16 protein-coding genes are annotated in these 15,935 nt (G+C 37.5%); 9 read left to right on the forward strand and 7 right to left on the reverse strand.

The window, feature by feature from the left end:
- Positions 1–16: 16 nt before the first annotated feature.
- Positions 17–2,191, forward strand: coding sequence for a M56 family metallopeptidase (locus D1094_RS07195; RefSeq protein ID WP_118959412.1), 2,175 nt, complete (start codon positions 17–19; stop codon positions 2,189–2,191).
- A 2-nt stretch (positions 2,192–2,193) separates the two neighbouring features.
- On the opposite strand, the gene D1094_RS07200 is transcribed toward D1094_RS07195, so the two are convergent.
- A complete protein-coding gene (locus D1094_RS07200) occupies positions 2,194–2,679 on the reverse strand; it encodes a Spy/CpxP family protein refolding chaperone (protein WP_182440122.1) in 486 nt (161 codons plus the stop codon).
- A 216-nt stretch (positions 2,680–2,895) separates the two neighbouring features.
- Here D1094_RS07200 and D1094_RS07205 point away from each other — a divergent pair, with 216 nt between their 5' ends.
- Genes D1094_RS07205 through D1094_RS07215 form a run of 3 tightly spaced genes read left to right on the forward strand, consistent with a single transcriptional unit; the run spans position 2,896 to position 6,073 of the window.
- Positions 2,896–3,606 (forward strand): response regulator transcription factor, encoded by a 711-nt coding sequence (locus D1094_RS07205; RefSeq protein WP_118959526.1) that lies wholly within the window; start codon positions 2,896–2,898, stop codon positions 3,604–3,606.
- Positions 3,603–5,033, forward strand: coding sequence for an ATP-binding protein (locus D1094_RS07210; protein ID WP_118959414.1), 1,431 nt, complete (start codon positions 3,603–3,605; stop codon positions 5,031–5,033). The genes D1094_RS07205 and D1094_RS07210 overlap by 4 nt, the downstream gene beginning before the upstream one ends.
- Positions 5,034–5,065: 32 nt before the next feature.
- Positions 5,066–6,073, forward strand: a complete 1,008-nt coding sequence (locus D1094_RS07215; RefSeq protein WP_118959415.1) for an alpha/beta fold hydrolase — start codon at positions 5,066–5,068, stop codon at positions 6,071–6,073.
- A 4-nt stretch (positions 6,074–6,077) separates the two neighbouring features.
- Here D1094_RS07215 and D1094_RS07220 read toward each other — a convergent pair whose 3' ends face one another.
- Positions 6,078–6,995, reverse strand: a complete 918-nt coding sequence (locus D1094_RS07220; RefSeq protein WP_118959416.1) for a cation diffusion facilitator family transporter — start codon at positions 6,993–6,995, stop codon at positions 6,078–6,080.
- Positions 6,996–7,164: 169 nt separating this feature from the next.
- Between D1094_RS07220 and trmL the strand changes: the two genes are divergently transcribed.
- A complete protein-coding gene (trmL, locus tag D1094_RS07225) occupies positions 7,165–7,629 on the forward strand; it encodes a tRNA (uridine(34)/cytosine(34)/5-carboxymethylaminomethyluridine(34)-2'-O)-methyltransferase TrmL (protein WP_118959417.1) in 465 nt (154 codons plus the stop codon).
- Positions 7,630–7,866: 237 nt separating this feature from the next.
- On the opposite strand, the gene gpsA is transcribed toward trmL, so the two are convergent.
- From gpsA to D1094_RS07245, 4 genes are read right to left on the reverse strand one after another with little or no spacing between them, the layout of a single operon-like run.
- A complete protein-coding gene (gene gpsA / locus D1094_RS07230) occupies positions 7,867–8,871 on the reverse strand; it encodes an NAD(P)H-dependent glycerol-3-phosphate dehydrogenase (RefSeq protein ID WP_118959418.1) in 1,005 nt (334 codons plus the stop codon).
- 29 nt (positions 8,872–8,900) lie between these two features.
- Positions 8,901–9,401, reverse strand: a complete 501-nt coding sequence (gene secB, locus D1094_RS07235) for a protein-export chaperone SecB (protein ID WP_118959419.1) — start codon at positions 9,399–9,401, stop codon at positions 8,901–8,903.
- A 28-nt stretch (positions 9,402–9,429) separates the two neighbouring features.
- On the reverse strand, positions 9,430–9,699 hold the full coding sequence (gene grxC, locus D1094_RS07240) for a glutaredoxin 3 (protein WP_118959420.1): 270 nt from the start codon (positions 9,697–9,699) through the stop codon (positions 9,430–9,432).
- A 38-nt stretch (positions 9,700–9,737) separates the two neighbouring features.
- Entirely contained in the window at positions 9,738–10,166 is a 429-nt protein-coding gene (locus D1094_RS07245) for a rhodanese-like domain-containing protein (protein WP_118959421.1), read from the reverse strand.
- 199 nt (positions 10,167–10,365) lie between these two features.
- Between D1094_RS07245 and gpmI the strand changes: the two genes are divergently transcribed.
- The 3 genes from gpmI to D1094_RS07260 all read left to right on the forward strand — a co-directional run bounded on the left by gpmI (position 10,366) and on the right by D1094_RS07260 (position 13,972).
- On the forward strand, positions 10,366–11,925 hold the full coding sequence (gene gpmI / locus D1094_RS07250; protein WP_118959422.1) for a 2,3-bisphosphoglycerate-independent phosphoglycerate mutase: 1,560 nt from the start codon (positions 10,366–10,368) through the stop codon (positions 11,923–11,925).
- Positions 11,926–12,020: 95 nt separating this feature from the next.
- On the forward strand, positions 12,021–13,151 hold the full coding sequence (locus D1094_RS07255; protein ID WP_259337853.1) for a murein hydrolase activator EnvC: 1,131 nt from the start codon (positions 12,021–12,023) through the stop codon (positions 13,149–13,151).
- Between the two features lie 62 nt (positions 13,152–13,213).
- A complete protein-coding gene (locus D1094_RS07260) occupies positions 13,214–13,972 on the forward strand; it encodes a divergent polysaccharide deacetylase family protein (protein WP_118959424.1) in 759 nt (252 codons plus the stop codon).
- 62 nt (positions 13,973–14,034) lie between these two features.
- On the opposite strand, the gene D1094_RS07265 is transcribed toward D1094_RS07260, so the two are convergent.
- On the reverse strand, positions 14,035–14,799 hold the full coding sequence (locus tag D1094_RS07265; RefSeq protein ID WP_118959425.1) for a serine protease: 765 nt from the start codon (positions 14,797–14,799) through the stop codon (positions 14,035–14,037).
- 206 nt (positions 14,800–15,005) lie between these two features.
- Between D1094_RS07265 and D1094_RS07270 the strand changes: the two genes are divergently transcribed.
- The gene (locus D1094_RS07270; RefSeq protein WP_118959426.1) at positions 15,006–15,833 is read left to right on the forward strand and encodes a patatin-like phospholipase family protein; all 828 of its coding nucleotides are present in this window, start codon (positions 15,006–15,008) and stop codon (positions 15,831–15,833) included.
- Positions 15,834–15,935: the final 102 nt, after the last annotated feature.

Here is a 15,935-nt window from a genome sequence, read left to right on the forward strand (position 1 = left end):
GTAACTAAATTAACACATGCTTGAACATTTATTAGCAACGCCCTATTTTTATAGCTTAGCACTAACCTTATTGCACTTTTTGTGGCAAGGGGTATTGGTGGCTTTTGCTTTAAAAGCAGCTTTGTTAATAATTGACAAAAATAAATCACAATTACGATACGCACTCTCTGCAACGGCTATGTTTGCCAACTTAGTACTCGCGATTGTCACTTTTATTATCGTTTTCCCTGACGATGCAGTAATGCAAGCATCAAGTAATACGCCTATCGCATTAACAACCTTAGTTAACGAGTTAACACAAGATAATACCTTACTAAACTATCAAGAATTAATACCTTCACTTGTTGCGCATTCTTTACCCTTTATTTCATTATTGTGGATGGTCTGTGTATTATCACTAGCGGGTAAGTTACTAATAGAAATGCGCAATGTAAATAAATTGCCCACTCAGGGTAGTATAGTTCCTGAGCAGGCGTTATTAGCTCGATTTAATGAACTTGCTCAGCAAATAAGTTTAAAGAAAACCCCAAGACTACTTATCTCAATAAAGATAGATGTGCCAATGGCAATTGGTTGGTTTAAGCCCGTTGTGCTTATACCTGCTGGCATGGTAACTGGCTTAAATGCTGCTCAGCTTGAAATGCTTATGTTACATGAATTAGCTCATATTCGTCGACACGACTATCTTGTTAACTTCATACAAACAGTTATCGAGTTATTATTCTTCTTCCATCCTGGTGTTAGCTGGATAGCGAAACAAATGCGTAATGAACGTGAATACTGTAGCGACGACATTGCAGTACAACATTGTGGCGACCCCATTGCTTATGCACACACCTTAGCAGACACGGCTTCACTATGTGCAAATAGACATCATCACACTATTCCTAGCATGGCAATGGCCGCTTCTGGTGGTGATTTAAAACAACGTGTACTGCGCCTTGTTGACCATCATTGTGCACCGACTAATGATGTAAGCAAATGGTTTGCTGGTATCAGTATCTTTTTTGTTATTTTGTTCGTTATGAGTAATAAATTACTCACTTTTCCATACGCGCAAAAATGGAGTAATGAATTTCCTTGGAGCAAGCCAAGCACTAAACTAGCAACAGCTTCAAACAAGCCAAATAAAGATAAGGCTAATCACTTAAAGTCAGGAACAACTGCACTAGCTGATGATAGTATTGCCCAGCAATTATTAAGCAATCAAACGGTAGAGCAAACTACATCAGGTTTAGCAAACCAATATAACGTCGATACCCGTGAAGAGCCTTTACAAGTAAAAACTGATCCCTTAATTGTTGACACGTTTTCAGAAACTTCAGTAACAACAACCAATAAAAACCAAGATACCTTTTCTCGCGATATTTCTCGCGGCATAGAAAATAATACTGAAAATTTAGGTATTGTAGAGAAACAATTTGAGGATAATACTAGCTTGCAAAGTAACACAGTTATTGAGCAACCTATTATACGCACTAAGAGTAATGCAGCTAAAACAACACTCGCTTTAAAAACATCACCTTCTAAAAACAACGATGTTGCCAAGCAAGATTCGATAATTAATAAAGATAACGATCAGCTACTTAGCAATACGTTATTAAAAGAGCCTTCTAAATCAGCTATAACAACTTCAAATGAAGATAGCTCTAAACATCATGCACTGTTAACCTCTCAAACGAGTAAATCAATTAACTTAAGTGATAGCGCACCTTCTGCTATCGAGGTTGCTTTAGATTCAAGTAGTGCATTAACAACGCGTAATACCTTTGAAAACCCTTATCAAGATCAACTTAACGAACTGGGTTCTGAGCCCGTTGCAACAAAGGGCAATGATATTTTTGAAGGGTTAGCTAAATTTGATAAAATTCCTGCGTCGACATCTAGCTTATCAGTTGAACAAATAAAGCAACCTGTTTGGTACGAAGCTGAACAAGTTAAAACAGCTGATCCTGTCTACCCTAGTCTTGCCAAGCGCAAAGGTATTGAAGTTGAAGTGAAGGTTAACTTTACTATAGACGCACAAGGGAGTGTGAAAAATATTCAGTTTGTTCAGCAAAACAAAGTAAATTACTTTAAAAACTCTATCCGTTCTGCGATAAAAAAATGGCGATTTCTACCAGCAAAAATCGGTGATAAACCAGTAGAAAGCCAAATGTCTAAGATATTCTCGTTTAGTTTAAAAGGTTAAGACTACTTTCTGCCTCGCGTGTTATTCTGCTTAATCTTTTGCCACTTCTCTTTTTGCTCTGCTGTTAACACACTGTAGATTGCATGTTTTGTTTTTGCTTTGCTAAGTGCCCACTGTGCTGCAGTAGGTTGATATGCATTAAATAAAGCAGTAAAAGCATGTTCATCAAATACATCAGCATGGGTTAAGGCTTTTTGTTCTGCTTTCATTTGCTTTAAAGATGCCTGTAGTTCTTGGTTCTGCTCTTTTGCTGAAAGCTTAATCGCTTTAATTTGTTCTTTTTGAAAATCTGTTAAATCAAGCGCTTTAGCCATTCTTCTTAACTGCTTTCCATGATCTCTCTGCTGCATTTCATACTTGTGTTTTGTTTGATTATCACTACTCAACACTGCGTTATCATCAAAAGTTTGAGCTACTGAAATTTGGCTAAATAATAACGTGACCATTAACGCTACGGGTTTAAAGTTCATTTTAAATCTTTGTTTCATCATCTTTCCTCAATTAACTAATATTCGATATCTAGGTTTCGCTGAACTTTCGTGCTCTAAGCTTGTTTGATAAAAACTCAAAAGGTCAACAAGCCCTATTATATTTAAGGGAATGAAAAGAAACGCAAAGCAAATGTAAAGATTACGTAAAGTTTACTTTCACTGTGGGCGTAGATTGTTAGCTAAGGTAAACTAGACTTAACATGAGAGGTGGTTTTGAATAACAAACGTTTACTCCTAATTGATGATGATTTTGAGCTTGCAGAATTACTCACGGCATTTTTAGGTATGCATCAGTATACTGTAGATTGCTGCTATGATGGGCAGGCGGGATTAAAGCAAGCATTAGGTCACTCATACGACATTATTTTACTTGATGTTATGATGCCTAAACTTAATGGATTTGAAGTTCTAAAAGCGCTTGGCGACCAACATAAAACACCTGTATTAATGCTAACCGCAAAAGGCGATGATAACGACAGAGTATTAGGGTTAGAACTGGGTGCAGATGACTACCTTGCTAAACCTTTTCATCACCAAGAGCTGCTTGCTCGCATTAAGGCAATATTAAGACGAATAGCCATTACACAAGAGTTACATAACCAGCCAAATAGTGAGAAAACTCTACAAGTTAATGGTGTTGAATTAAACCATGCAACGCATCAAGTTCATTGCTATGACAACCCTCTTGAATTAACCAGTACTGAATATCAAGTTCTCAACATCTTGATGAATAGGCAAGGAGAGATTGTTAGCAAGTCACAATTATCTGAGCAGGTACTTGGAAGAAAGCTTGCCCCATTTGATAGAAGTATCGATGTTCATGTTAGCAATATCAGACGAAAATTATTACCTTACTGTGAGGTTGATAAAATTAAAACTATTCGTGGTGCCGGATACATCTTTTTATTAGGCGAACAAACATGAATTTAACGCTAATTAGACGATTACTTTCATCTTTCAATATTAAACTTTTTCTTTGGTTTTGGTTTATTACCTTAATTTCAATTATTACCACTCGATTTGTCAGCAGCCAATTGCTTAATGAAGATAATCTCAGCATCATTGCTCAACAAGTCGATAAAGGCGACCTTCGCTTATTAAATAGAGCAAAAATAAAACTACTTAAACGCCCTTTCATGCCATTAAAAGAAAACTTAGAACGGCCTGAACATCTTAGAAAAGGTTTCAGCTTATGGACACAGCATCGAGATGATAAATTAATTGTTAACAAGTTATCTAAGCAAAAAGATCGCTTTAATGACATCATTAAAAAGTACATTCAAACTCGAGAAGATAACACCTTACAATCGATTATATTCCATCATACCAGAGTGACAGGCCCCATCAGCATCCATTATAATAATCAAGATGTATTGTTATTCGTTGCAAAAAAATTACCCCGTAAAAGTTTTCAGCACTTCATTAAAAAAATGCCAATTTGGCTCAAATTAGCCATTCCTTTATTGGTTAGTTTCATCTTGTGTTGGATATTAGCTCGCTCGTTAAGTAACCCCATCCTAAAGATGAAAAACGCGACACTGCAAGTTGCTCAAGGCAATTTAACTACACGTGTTACAGGTCTTGATAACAGGCGTGATGAAATAGGCGAGTTAGCACATTGCTTCAATCAAATGGCGAGTAAACTTGAAACAAACATTAGTGCGCAACAGCGATTACTTGGTGATGTTTCCCACGAGCTTCGCTCTCCTTTAACTCGACTACAAATGGCTTTAGCGCTTGCACAACAAGAGGGAACCGATCAAGAGAAGTACTTTGAAAGGTGTCAGCATGAAATCAATCAACTAGATGAAATGATAGCCCATGTTCTGACATTATCGCGTTTAGAAAACACCTTTCAACCATTGAATATTACCTCTTTAAACTTATCACTTTTAATAGAGGACATTATCTCAAATGAGCAATTACTCGCAGAAGATAAGCAAGTAGTCATGTCATATCATGCCGAGAAAAACATCCTCATTGAAGGCGATAGCCATTTAATTCATGGCGCCATTACCAATGTACTGATTAACGCTATTAAACACAGCCCTGCCAATTCGATCATCTCAATATCATTAACGCAAAACCATGATCACGTCTCATTAATTATTACAGATTCTGGGCAGGGGGTTCCTCAAAGCGCTTTAACAAAAATATTCACCGCGTTTTATCGGGTAAATAGTGCTAGAGATAGAGAAAGTGGAGGTACAGGCTTAGGCTTAGCCATTGCCAAACAAGCTATCAATGCTCATCAAGGAAGTATTTTTGCAAATAACATTACACCAAGTGACACAAGGCAAAGTGGTCTTGCTGTTACAATTAAGCTTCCTAAAAAACAAGCTAAACAGTAAGATACCCTCATTAACACTGTATAGGATATTTTATGGCTATTGAAATTAGCTTCAGTAGTGAGCAACAATTAACTGAAAACCTTGCTACCGTTATTGCTGATTTTTGGCAAACAGGTCACTTTTCTCATTTTAAAGGTGTTGATCAAGTACGTATTAATTATGTCTATTTCATTAATGCAGCACATTCTAAAAAGATTATCATTGTACCTGGCAGGTGTGAAAGCTATCTAAAATATCAAGAATTAAGCTACGATTTATTTTTACAAGGATATAATATTTTTATCATTGACCATCGTGGTCAAGGTTTATCGCAGCGTTTACAGAAGAATTTACATAAAGGTTATGTTACTCACTTTCAAGACTATATTACTGATTTAAAATATTTTATTGAAGAAATTTCAGTCAAAGTAGATAAGACACCCACCTTTATTCTTGCCCATTCGATGGGAGCAGCCATTGCAACACGATATTTACAAGAAAAAACGATTTCGATAAACGCTGCGTTACTTGCTTCGCCTATGTTTGGTTTCAATACAGGAAGCCTTCCAAAATATTTCACGCAAAAACTGATTCAAGTAGCCAATTTTATTAATAAGAAAGTCAGTGAGCATGCTTGGTACTTTTTTGGCCAGAAAAATTACAATGTAATTACCTTTGAAGAAAACCATCTAACTCATTCAAAGCAACGCTACAGTGCCTTTGCAAACTTATATCAGACAACTCCTGACCTTCAGTTAGGTGGCGTTACTTTACAATGGCTTATTGAAGGTATTGAGGCACAAAAAGCGATACTGGACAACCTAGAACAAATCACAACACCTCTTTTAGTTTTACAAGCGAAAGAAGATACTGTGATAAATAACCAAGCTCAGCATATATTTTGCCAGCAATTAAACAATATTAAGCCACAATATTGCACATCAACTGAGCCTGTTATTATTGAAGGGGCTTATCATGAGTTATTTTTCGAGACAGACACCATTAGAAACCAAGCGATTAACCATTGTTTAGCGTGGTTTTCACTTCATCAATCAAGGTAGCGTTTTAACTTACTTGTTGTTCTAACTCGTTCTTAACAACGGAGCTTGGGTCATGATGAATAAATATTTCACATGGCTCAAATGCTTCAAGTAGCCTAGCTTCAATTTGGTCGCCAATTGCATGGGCTTCATATAAAGATAAATCATCATCTAACTCTAAATGAAACTGAATAAACCGTTGTGCTCCTGATTGTCTTGTTCGCAGTTCATGTATACCCCTAGCCTGGTTATTCTTCATAACAATATCTTTTATTTTCATTAAATCTTCATCAACTAATTCACGATCCATTAGTTGACCAACACTTTGGAAGATTATTTTTCCTGCACCTATTAATAGATAAATTGCCACAGCGATAGTAAAGGCACCATCTGCTTGCAACCAGATCCCTTGGCTGAGAAATATTGCAGCCAATACGCCTAAGTTTAAAAATAAGTCAGATTGATAATGTAATGCATCACCACTGATAATAATCGAACCTGTTTTTTTAATAACAAAGCGCTGAAAAACGACTAATAATAACGTTAGTACTATCGCGGCAACAGTAACCCAAATAGCCACTTCGCTTTTTACAATAAACTGAGGATTAATTAAACGAGACATACCACTAAAAATTAAAATAATGGCAGAACCAAGTACAAAGGCAGCCTGTACAAGCCCCGCTAAACTTTCTGCTTTACCATGCCCGAAACTATGCTCTTTATCTGCAGGAGCTAAAGCAAAACGTAGAATAACGATATTCATAACCGACGCAAATAAATCAAGAATAGAGTCAGTCGTTGACGCTAACATCGCACTAGAATCAGTAACTAACCATGCGTAGAGCTTAATAACAACAAGTAGCAATGCGACACTGGAGGAAAAGATAGCGGCTAACCGCACCCAAAATGCATAATCTTCTGAGGAAAGGTTGTTATTATCCAAGATACATAGTCCCTAAATCATTAAAAATTACAATGTAGCTTAATGGCTATATTTATATGCAGTATAGCGTTAAAAAAACCATAAATTAACCACCAAACAATAGCTAACATTCTAAAATACATGTTCTTTGGTTATACTAGCGAAATTATTAATTTACGTGATGACACTCATGCTCGACGTTGTTCTTTTTCAACCACAAATACCACCTAATACCGGTAATATCATTCGCCTTTGCGCTAATTCAGGCTTTAGATTACATTTAATTGAACCATTAGGTTTTGATTTAGATGATAAAAAGCTAAAAAGAGCCGGTTTAGATTACCATGAGTTTGCCGCTATTCAGCGCCATAAAAACTATACTGCGTTCTTAGAACACGAACAACCTGAGCGTGTTTTGGCTATCACCACCAAAACAACTAATTTTTACCATGATGTTTCTTTCAAGAAAGGTGATTACTTATTATTTGGCTCTGAAACCAGTGGTTTACCTGAAGATGTTCGCCAACAAATCCCTGATGAAGATAAAATACGTATTCCAATGCTTAAAGATAGCCGCAGTATGAATTTATCAAATGCTACTGCCGTTATTGTGTATGATGCATGGCGCCAACTTGGTTTTCCTAATGCTGTTTAGTGTACGAATTAAGACCAATCCGTATAAGAAAGCTATCTCTTAGCAAGAGGCTAAAGGCTCAGAGACACAAGTCTAACAACTTCAAACAATAATTTATCTTTTAACCTGAACTGAGGTTAAGTGCCTACGCCCATTCAGGCAAGGCATTAATTGCAGACAATGGTATAGCGCGTAAAAAGCACAAAAAAAGCCCTGCATCATTTTAATACAGGGCTTTCTCATAATTTATATTTATCGCTATTCAAATTTCTTATCTCTAGAAAGCAAATCAGCTGCAGCTAATTTAGCATTTTTTCCTTGATAAAGTACTTGATAGACTTGCTCAATAATAGGCATCTCAACACGATGACGTTGAGCCAGCATATACACTTCTTTAGTGTTTCGATAACCTTCAACAACCTGACCAATATCAGTCATCGCTTGTTCAACTTCAAGCCCTTGGCCTAATGCTAAACCAAAACGTCGATTACGAGATTGGTTATCGGTACACGTTAACACTAAATCACCCAAGCCTGCCATACCCATAAAGGTTGCTGGTTGAGCATTTAATGCTAACCCTAAGCGAGTCATCTCTGCTAAACCACGGGTAATCAGTGCTGTTCTAGCATTAGCGCCGAAACCTATACCATCAGCAATACCAGCCGCAATGGCAATAACATTTTTTACCGCACCGCCAAGTTGAACACCAATAAAGTCAGTGTTTGAGTAGACGCGAAAGCGCTTTTCACAATGCAGTAAATCAGAAATTTCAGCAACAAACGTTTCATCATTAGACGACAGTGAAATAGCAGTTGGTAAACCTGCTGCCATTTCCTTCGCGAAAGTTGGCCCTGATAACACAGCTAATGAAATATCTTCACCGAGTTCTTTTTGAGCAACCGTTTGCAACAAATCACCTGATTGCGGATCTAAACCTTTTGTTGCCCAAGCAATTTTAGTATCAGCCCTTAACAGTGGCTTTATTTGCTTTAGCATATCGCCAAACACATGGCTTGGTACCACTAATAATATTTTATCACTGGCTTGAACGGCTTCAGTTAGATCTTGCACTAAATGTAAACTTTCTGGAAATGTATATCCCGGTAAGTATTTAGCGTTCTCTCTAGTGGCAGTCATTTGCTCTACTTGAGTTGCGTCTCGTCCCCAAAGCAAAGTCTGATGACCATTTCTCGCTAAACAAATAGCTAAGGCAGTGCCATAAGAGCCAGCCCCTAGAACCGTAATTTTTGCAGATAAACTCATCGACAACCTGTGAAATGTTAGGCTAAAAATTAATGTGTTTCAGTACTCTCTGGTACATTAGCTTGCGCTTGAGCTGCTTGTTGTTGCACGTATGAAGCATATAATGCATCAAAATTCACCGGTGCCAAGTTAAATTGCGGGAATGAACCACGGTTAACTAAGTTTGCAACACTTTCACGCGCATATGGGAATAACGTTGTTGGACAGAATGCTCCAATTGTTTGAGCAATTTGAGTATCTTCCATATTAGCAATAGTAAAAATACCCGCTTGTTGAACTTCTGCTAAAAATGCAGTTTGACCTTCAACTGTCGCCGTTACAGTAACCGCTAAAACAACTTCAAAAGTATCTTCAGCTAACTTGTTAGAACGCGTATCTAAATCTAACTTAATTTCTGGCTGCCAATCTTTTTGAAAAATAGCTGGTGAGTTAGGTGTTTCAAAAGAAACATCTTTTGTATATACACGTTGAATCGCAAATTGTGGACCTGCAGCAGCGGCAGCTTGTTCTGTTTGGTTTTCTTCAGCCATGATGGGCTCCTAATATTTATATATCAAATCAAGCTTTTGCTTGTTCATTTAGTAATGGGTCTAACTGTTGGTTGTACTCTAAAGCCATAAGGTCATCGCAACCACCAACATGTTTATTATTTATAAAAATCTGAGGTACGGTATAACCACCTTGACTACGTTCTATCATTTTTTCACGCTGTTCAGGGTTAGCGTCAATTTTAATTTCATTATATTGAACTGACTTATGCGTTAATAATGCCAGAGCTCGCGTACAATAAGGACAATACGCTTTGGTATAAATATCAACTGTTGCCATTAATAACTACCTCAATTGTGTTCTTTAGTTTTTAGTTTTTAGTTTTTAGTTACAGGTAAGCCAGCGTTAATCCAAGCACTCATACCCCCTTTAAGGATACTTACTTTTCCAAAACCCGCTTTGAATAAATCATTTGCCACTTTTGCAGCAGTAATTCCTGCACTACACACTACAATGATGGGTTTATCTTTATGCTTTTCAAGGCTAGTAAAGCCATTTTGGCTTATTTTTTCATTAGATAAATTAACCGCATCTAAAATATGGCTAGTTTTAAATTCTTTTTCTGCGCGAATATCTAATGTCACACCTTCTTCACGATTCACTAAAAATGTTAAATCTTGAGGGCTAATTTGTTTAATAGGTGACATTTTCATTTTAATGGTTGTGACGATGATCATCACAACTAGTGCAACCCAAACAGCACTCAATACTGCATTATTACCCGCAAATGTAAGTAACTCTTCCATTAATCTCAACCGTAATTATCTTAAATTTTGAATCGGCACATTATACCCAAGTCTCTTAAAAATGCGAGCTTAACGCTGCCGATATCCCTTTTAGTAAATAGCCTTGGAACATTTCTTTGGTGAATAAGACTTTTCGAGCGTGTACAATGTCGCCAATTTAATCACTCACTCGCAATTAACGACACTGCAGGAAACTCTTATGGCGAATAAAAAATCAATGGTACTAATGATATTAGATGGCTGGGGCTATAGAAAAGACAGTAAAGCTAATGCCATTTTACAAGCAAACACCCCAGTGCTTGATGATTTAACCGCTAATTACCCAAACATGTTAATTAACACCTCTGGCATGGCTGTTGGATTACCTGAAGGTCAAATGGGTAACTCAGAAGTAGGTCATGTAAATTTAGGCGCAGGCCGAGTGGTTTATCAAGATTTTACCCGCATAACTAAAGCCATTGCTGATGGCGACTTTCAAACAAACACTGTACTTTGCCAAGCAATAGACAAAGCGGTAGCAAATAACAGCGCAGTTCATGTTTTTGGCTTATTATCTCCTGGTGGGGTGCATAGCCACGAAGAACACCTGTTCGCTACATTAGAATTAGCAAAACAGCGTGGTGCGAAAAAAATCTACTTACACGCATTTCTTGATGGTCGAGATACACCACCACGCAGTGCTCAAGCTTCATTAGAAAAAGCACAACAAGTGTTAGCTAACATAAGTGAAGAAAATGGTATTGAAGCACAAATTGCTTCAGTTATCGGTCGTTACTTCGCCATGGATAGAGATCAACGTTGGGATCGTGTTGAAAAAGCATACAACCTGATGGTTGAGGGCAAAGCAGATTACCAATTTCCTGATGCGGTATCCGCTTTAAAAGCGGCTTATGATCGTGATGAGAACGATGAGTTTGTCAGTGCCAGCGCAATTACTGATCAACAAAACAATACCATTGAAGTGAATGATAACGATGCCATGATATTCATGAACTTTAGAGCCGATAGAGCACGTCAATTTACCCGCTGTTTTACTGAACAAGCATTCGATGGTTTTAATCGTAACAAAGTACCAAACATTGCTGATTTTGTTATGTTAACTCAATACTCTGCTGACATTGATACTAGCTGCGCATTTGCGCCAGAAGCATTAAACAATGTGCTAGGTGAGTGGTTAGCGAAACATCAAAAAACACAATTACGCATTTCAGAAACTGAAAAATATGCGCACGTTACATTTTTCTTTAGTGGTGGCAAAGAAGACACCTTCCAAGGTGAAGAACGTATTTTAGTGCCTTCACCAGAGGTAGCCACTTATGATTTACAACCTGAAATGAATTCAAACTTGTTAACCGATAAATTAGTCGCAGCCATCGAGAGTGGTGAACATGATGTGATTATTTGTAATTACCCCAATGGCGATATGGTCGGTCATACGGGTGACTTTGACGCTGCGGTAAAAGCCTGTGAAGCGGTAGATTATTCGGTAGGAAGAGTTGTTGCTGCACTGAAGAAAACAGGCGGCGAATGTTTAATTACCGCTGATCACGGCAATGCCGAGCAAATGCTTGACGATACAACAGGTCAAGCACACACTGCACATACCTGTGAACCAGTACCACTCATTTATGTAGGTCGTCAGGCGATACCTGCAGAATCAGGTACGTTAAGCGACATTTCACCTACGTTACTGCACCTTTTAGGGATGGAGCAACCACAAGAAATGACCGGTTCTGTTTTAATGAAGCTAGCCAAGTAAGGTTTAAATCATTACACTCGGTAACCATGAGAAAAAATTGTTGTATATCCAAGTTTTGGCGAAAACCTAAAAAAAGCTCAATAACGAGAATAAGCTTGCTTTGCGTAAGCTTATTCTTTGCTAATGCTATGCCGTTCGCTGCAGAGAAAATTGACGCTAACGAAAAGGCACAACAAGAAAACAAAGCGAAACTCGAAAACATACAAAAGGCGATTGCTAAACAAGAATCAAATATTTTTGATACTAATAAAAAGCGAAGCGCCTTAGAAAAAGAGCTTAAACGTGATGATATGGCCATTGCTAAAGTCGCAAGAGCCATTAACAATATAGAGAATCAGCTAGTAGAGCGCCAGCAACAAATCAGTGTATTGGCAAAAGAAAAACAACAACTCACCCAAGAAAAAATTAAACAAGAATCCTTATTAGCCAAACAGTTACGTTCTGCCTACACCACTGGCCAACACGATTATTTAAAGCTATTACTTAATCAAGAGCAAAGCGAAAAAATTCAACGTACCGTAAGTTACTATCATTATTTAAATAAAGCGCGCATTGAAGAAATAGAGACGTATCAAACAACCATAGCGCAGTTATTAGAAGTCACTACTGCACATCAAGAAAAAATTGAACAACTTGAGCAACTAAAAGTCAGCCAAAATCAACAAGCGAAACTACTCAAAAGCACTAAAGCTAAACGTAGTAAAACCTTAGCCAACTTAAGTAAGCAGTTACTATCTAGTCAACAGCAATTAACTAAACTAAAATCTGAAGAAAATAACTTAAACGCTGCGTTACAAAAGCTAAGTCAATTAATACAAGCTGAAATAAGCCTCACCGGGTTAAGTAAATTAAAACGAAAATTATCTTGGCCAGTAAAAGGGCGAATGCTCCATCGTTTTGGTAGCCGAAAGCAAGGCTATTTAACCTGGAAAGGGATGATGATATCAGCCCCTATTGGCAGACAAGTGCAATCAATTCATAACGGTACAATTTTATTTTCAGATTGGCTTAAAGGTTATGGTTTATTAACGGTAATTGACCATGGCAATGGCTATATGAGCTTATATGCTCATAATCAAACACTTTTAAAATCTGTTGGTGATCGAGTAGAAACCGGAGAGCCAATTGCGTTAGTTGGACAAAGTGGTGGCCAAGAACAATCGGGGCTCTATTTTGAAATTCGTCATCGCGGTAAAGCGGTTAATCCTAAGCTATGGTGTAAATAGGTCGTTTTAATGTTACCGTTTATCTGTTTCCCTATCTTCTTATATAAGAGCTATTTATCAATATGAAAAAAATACTTTCTGCCCTGCTCTGCTATTGCCTTTTGTCTTGTTCTACCCTAGCGAATTCACCTGCTAGAGTCGCCATTATTATCGATGATATGGGATACCGCTATACCGACAAACATGCATTAAGCCTACCGGGAGATATTACCTATTCAATATTGCCCCATACCACTTTTGGCAAAAAATTAGCTGTTGCGGCCAATGAAAATCATCATGAAGTGCTTTTGCATATTCCGATGGAAGCAACCAATGGCAAAAAATTAGGCCCTGGCGCTTTAACCATTGATATGGATGAAAGGGCTATTTATCAAAGTTTACAAAAGTCATTTGAGGAAATTCCATTTGCCATAGGTATTAATAACCATATGGGAAGTCGGCTAACTGAGTTATATGAGCCAATGGCTTGGACGATGTTATTTTTAAAACAAAATGATTTGTTTTTTCTAGATAGTAAAACAAGCCCTAAATCTCAAGCAGAGCAAGCAGCAAAAGACTTCGGTGTACCCGTTAAAGCTCGTCATGTTTTTCTAGACAACCAATTAGACAGTGAATATATCAAAGGGCAGTTTTTAGAGTTGATTCAATTGGCAAATAAGCGTCAAATTGCCATTGCTATTGCACACCCTCACCCAGAAACTATTGAGAATTTACAGCAACTCATCCCTACCTTAGCGCAATATAATATTGAGCTAGTGCCACTTTCACGCTTATACCCTACAAACTCACTAGCAAAACACAGTGGAATGGTTAGTGAGTAAGAGGTGATTTTTCTGATATTGGCAATAACCTTATAGGGGTTGTATTGTTAATGACTTCCTCATTACAAAGAAATATCATGCTCTTGTAATAATTGATGTAAATACTTAACAGGTATAGCATAAGTAATACCGCTCGGCTTTTCGATAACGGCTTCCTTAGTCTCTTGCACAAAGACTTTATTAATAACGCCAACCACTTCACCTGTTTTTTGATCATACATAGCACTACCACTATTACCCGGATAAGCCGTTGCATCTAACTGGTAAACTAAATATGGGTTTCGTAAACTCTTTAGCATTTTAATACTAATTTGCCCTGCTGATGGCACGGGCACAATAGTAGGTGTAGTACTAGCAATAATCCCTCGATGAGTTACAGGATATAGCCCTAGAACAGCACCGATAGGAAAACCAGTAAAAGCAATAGAAGTGCCATCTGGAATAAAGGCACCTTGAGCTAACGTTAGCGCAGGTAATCGCGCTCCTTCTAATTTAAGTAGCGCCAAATCATAACGCTGAGATGTTGCAATAGTCTCTGCTTGCCTAACTTTAGCTTCTCTACCTGAGCCAATAAAAACGGCCATTTTTTGCAATAAGGCATCATCAAGCATTTCAGGTAATACATGTGCATTCGTGACAATATAACTTCCATCACCAATAACAAACCCTGTGCCTCGTAATACATTCTGCGGCCTGCTAGTAGGTGTATGAGTACCAATACCGACAACAGACGGTTTCACTTTAGCAACAACCGTCACTAAATCAGCCTGACATTGAAAGCTTACTAGCATAGCAACTAGTACTATCCATTGAACTAAACGTTCCATGTTTCTCCACCCTTAGACCTAACGATCTCGTTGTATTCACTTTTCTTATGTTCAGTTTCGCAAAATTACCAAGATTGTCCATAATTAATACCAAGATACCCATAGGTTACTTGTTAATTATCGATGACTTCACTGTTAACTCATTTTAGCACTAAAGCATATGATAAAGGTCATGCGCTGCTTAGTTAATGGATTAAGGAGACTAAATGAAAAAAAGCATTGTCCCTATTTTTGCTGGTGGAGGCACAAGGCTGCCTGCGCATTTAGGGGTGCTCAAAGCATTAGAGATTCTTGATGTTCCTTTTACCGATCTGGTCGGTGTTTCAGGTGGTAGTATTATCGCTAGCTTTTATGCCGCTGGATTATCAATTAATGACATCAAAAAAATAGCCTTGCAAACAAACTACAATGAATTTAGAGAGTTTTCTCTGGTTAAATTAATTCGACATGGGGGCTTGAGTTCTGGGGATGCTTTCGAAAAATGGGTAGATCACCATTTACAAGGTAAAACATTTAGCCAATTATCAATGAAACTTCATGTAGTTGCTACCGATGTCACTAATGGTAAACCCGTTATATTCGATGCAGAACGTACACCCGATATGAAAGTCTCTCAAGCAGTGCGCTTTTCTATGTCAATTCCACTAGTTTTTAGTTTTAAACCCTTTGGCAAACGTATTATGGTTGATGGAAGTATTCTTTCAGAAGATGCCTTGCATCGAGATTGGGATCATCAGGGTACACCCGTTCTATGTTTTCGATTACGCGGTGAACATGAATACGACAGTTTAAATGTGAATGGTTTCTTTCCAATATTTAATTACGTAACTTTGCTTATTAGAACATTCATGACTACTATTTCACGCGAATACATAAATGATACTTTTTGGCATAATACTATTGTAATCAATATAGGTGAGTACTCTGCGGTTGACTTTAAAATGAATAAAGAACAAAAACATGATTTATACAAAGTAGGATTACAAACAGCCCTAGAAATAGTACCGATTAAACTTGCCTATAAACACACCTAATCACGAGCCAACTTAAGCTTCTCTTTAAAGTTTTTACTCAAACAATTACTTGCTTGATACGCAAAATCATTGCCATAATACCTGTAGGATAATTTTCTACGA

Origin of the sequence: Colwellia sp. RSH04 (genome assembly GCF_003545765.1) — a bacterium.
GTDB lineage: Bacteria > Pseudomonadota > Gammaproteobacteria > Enterobacterales > Alteromonadaceae > Colwellia.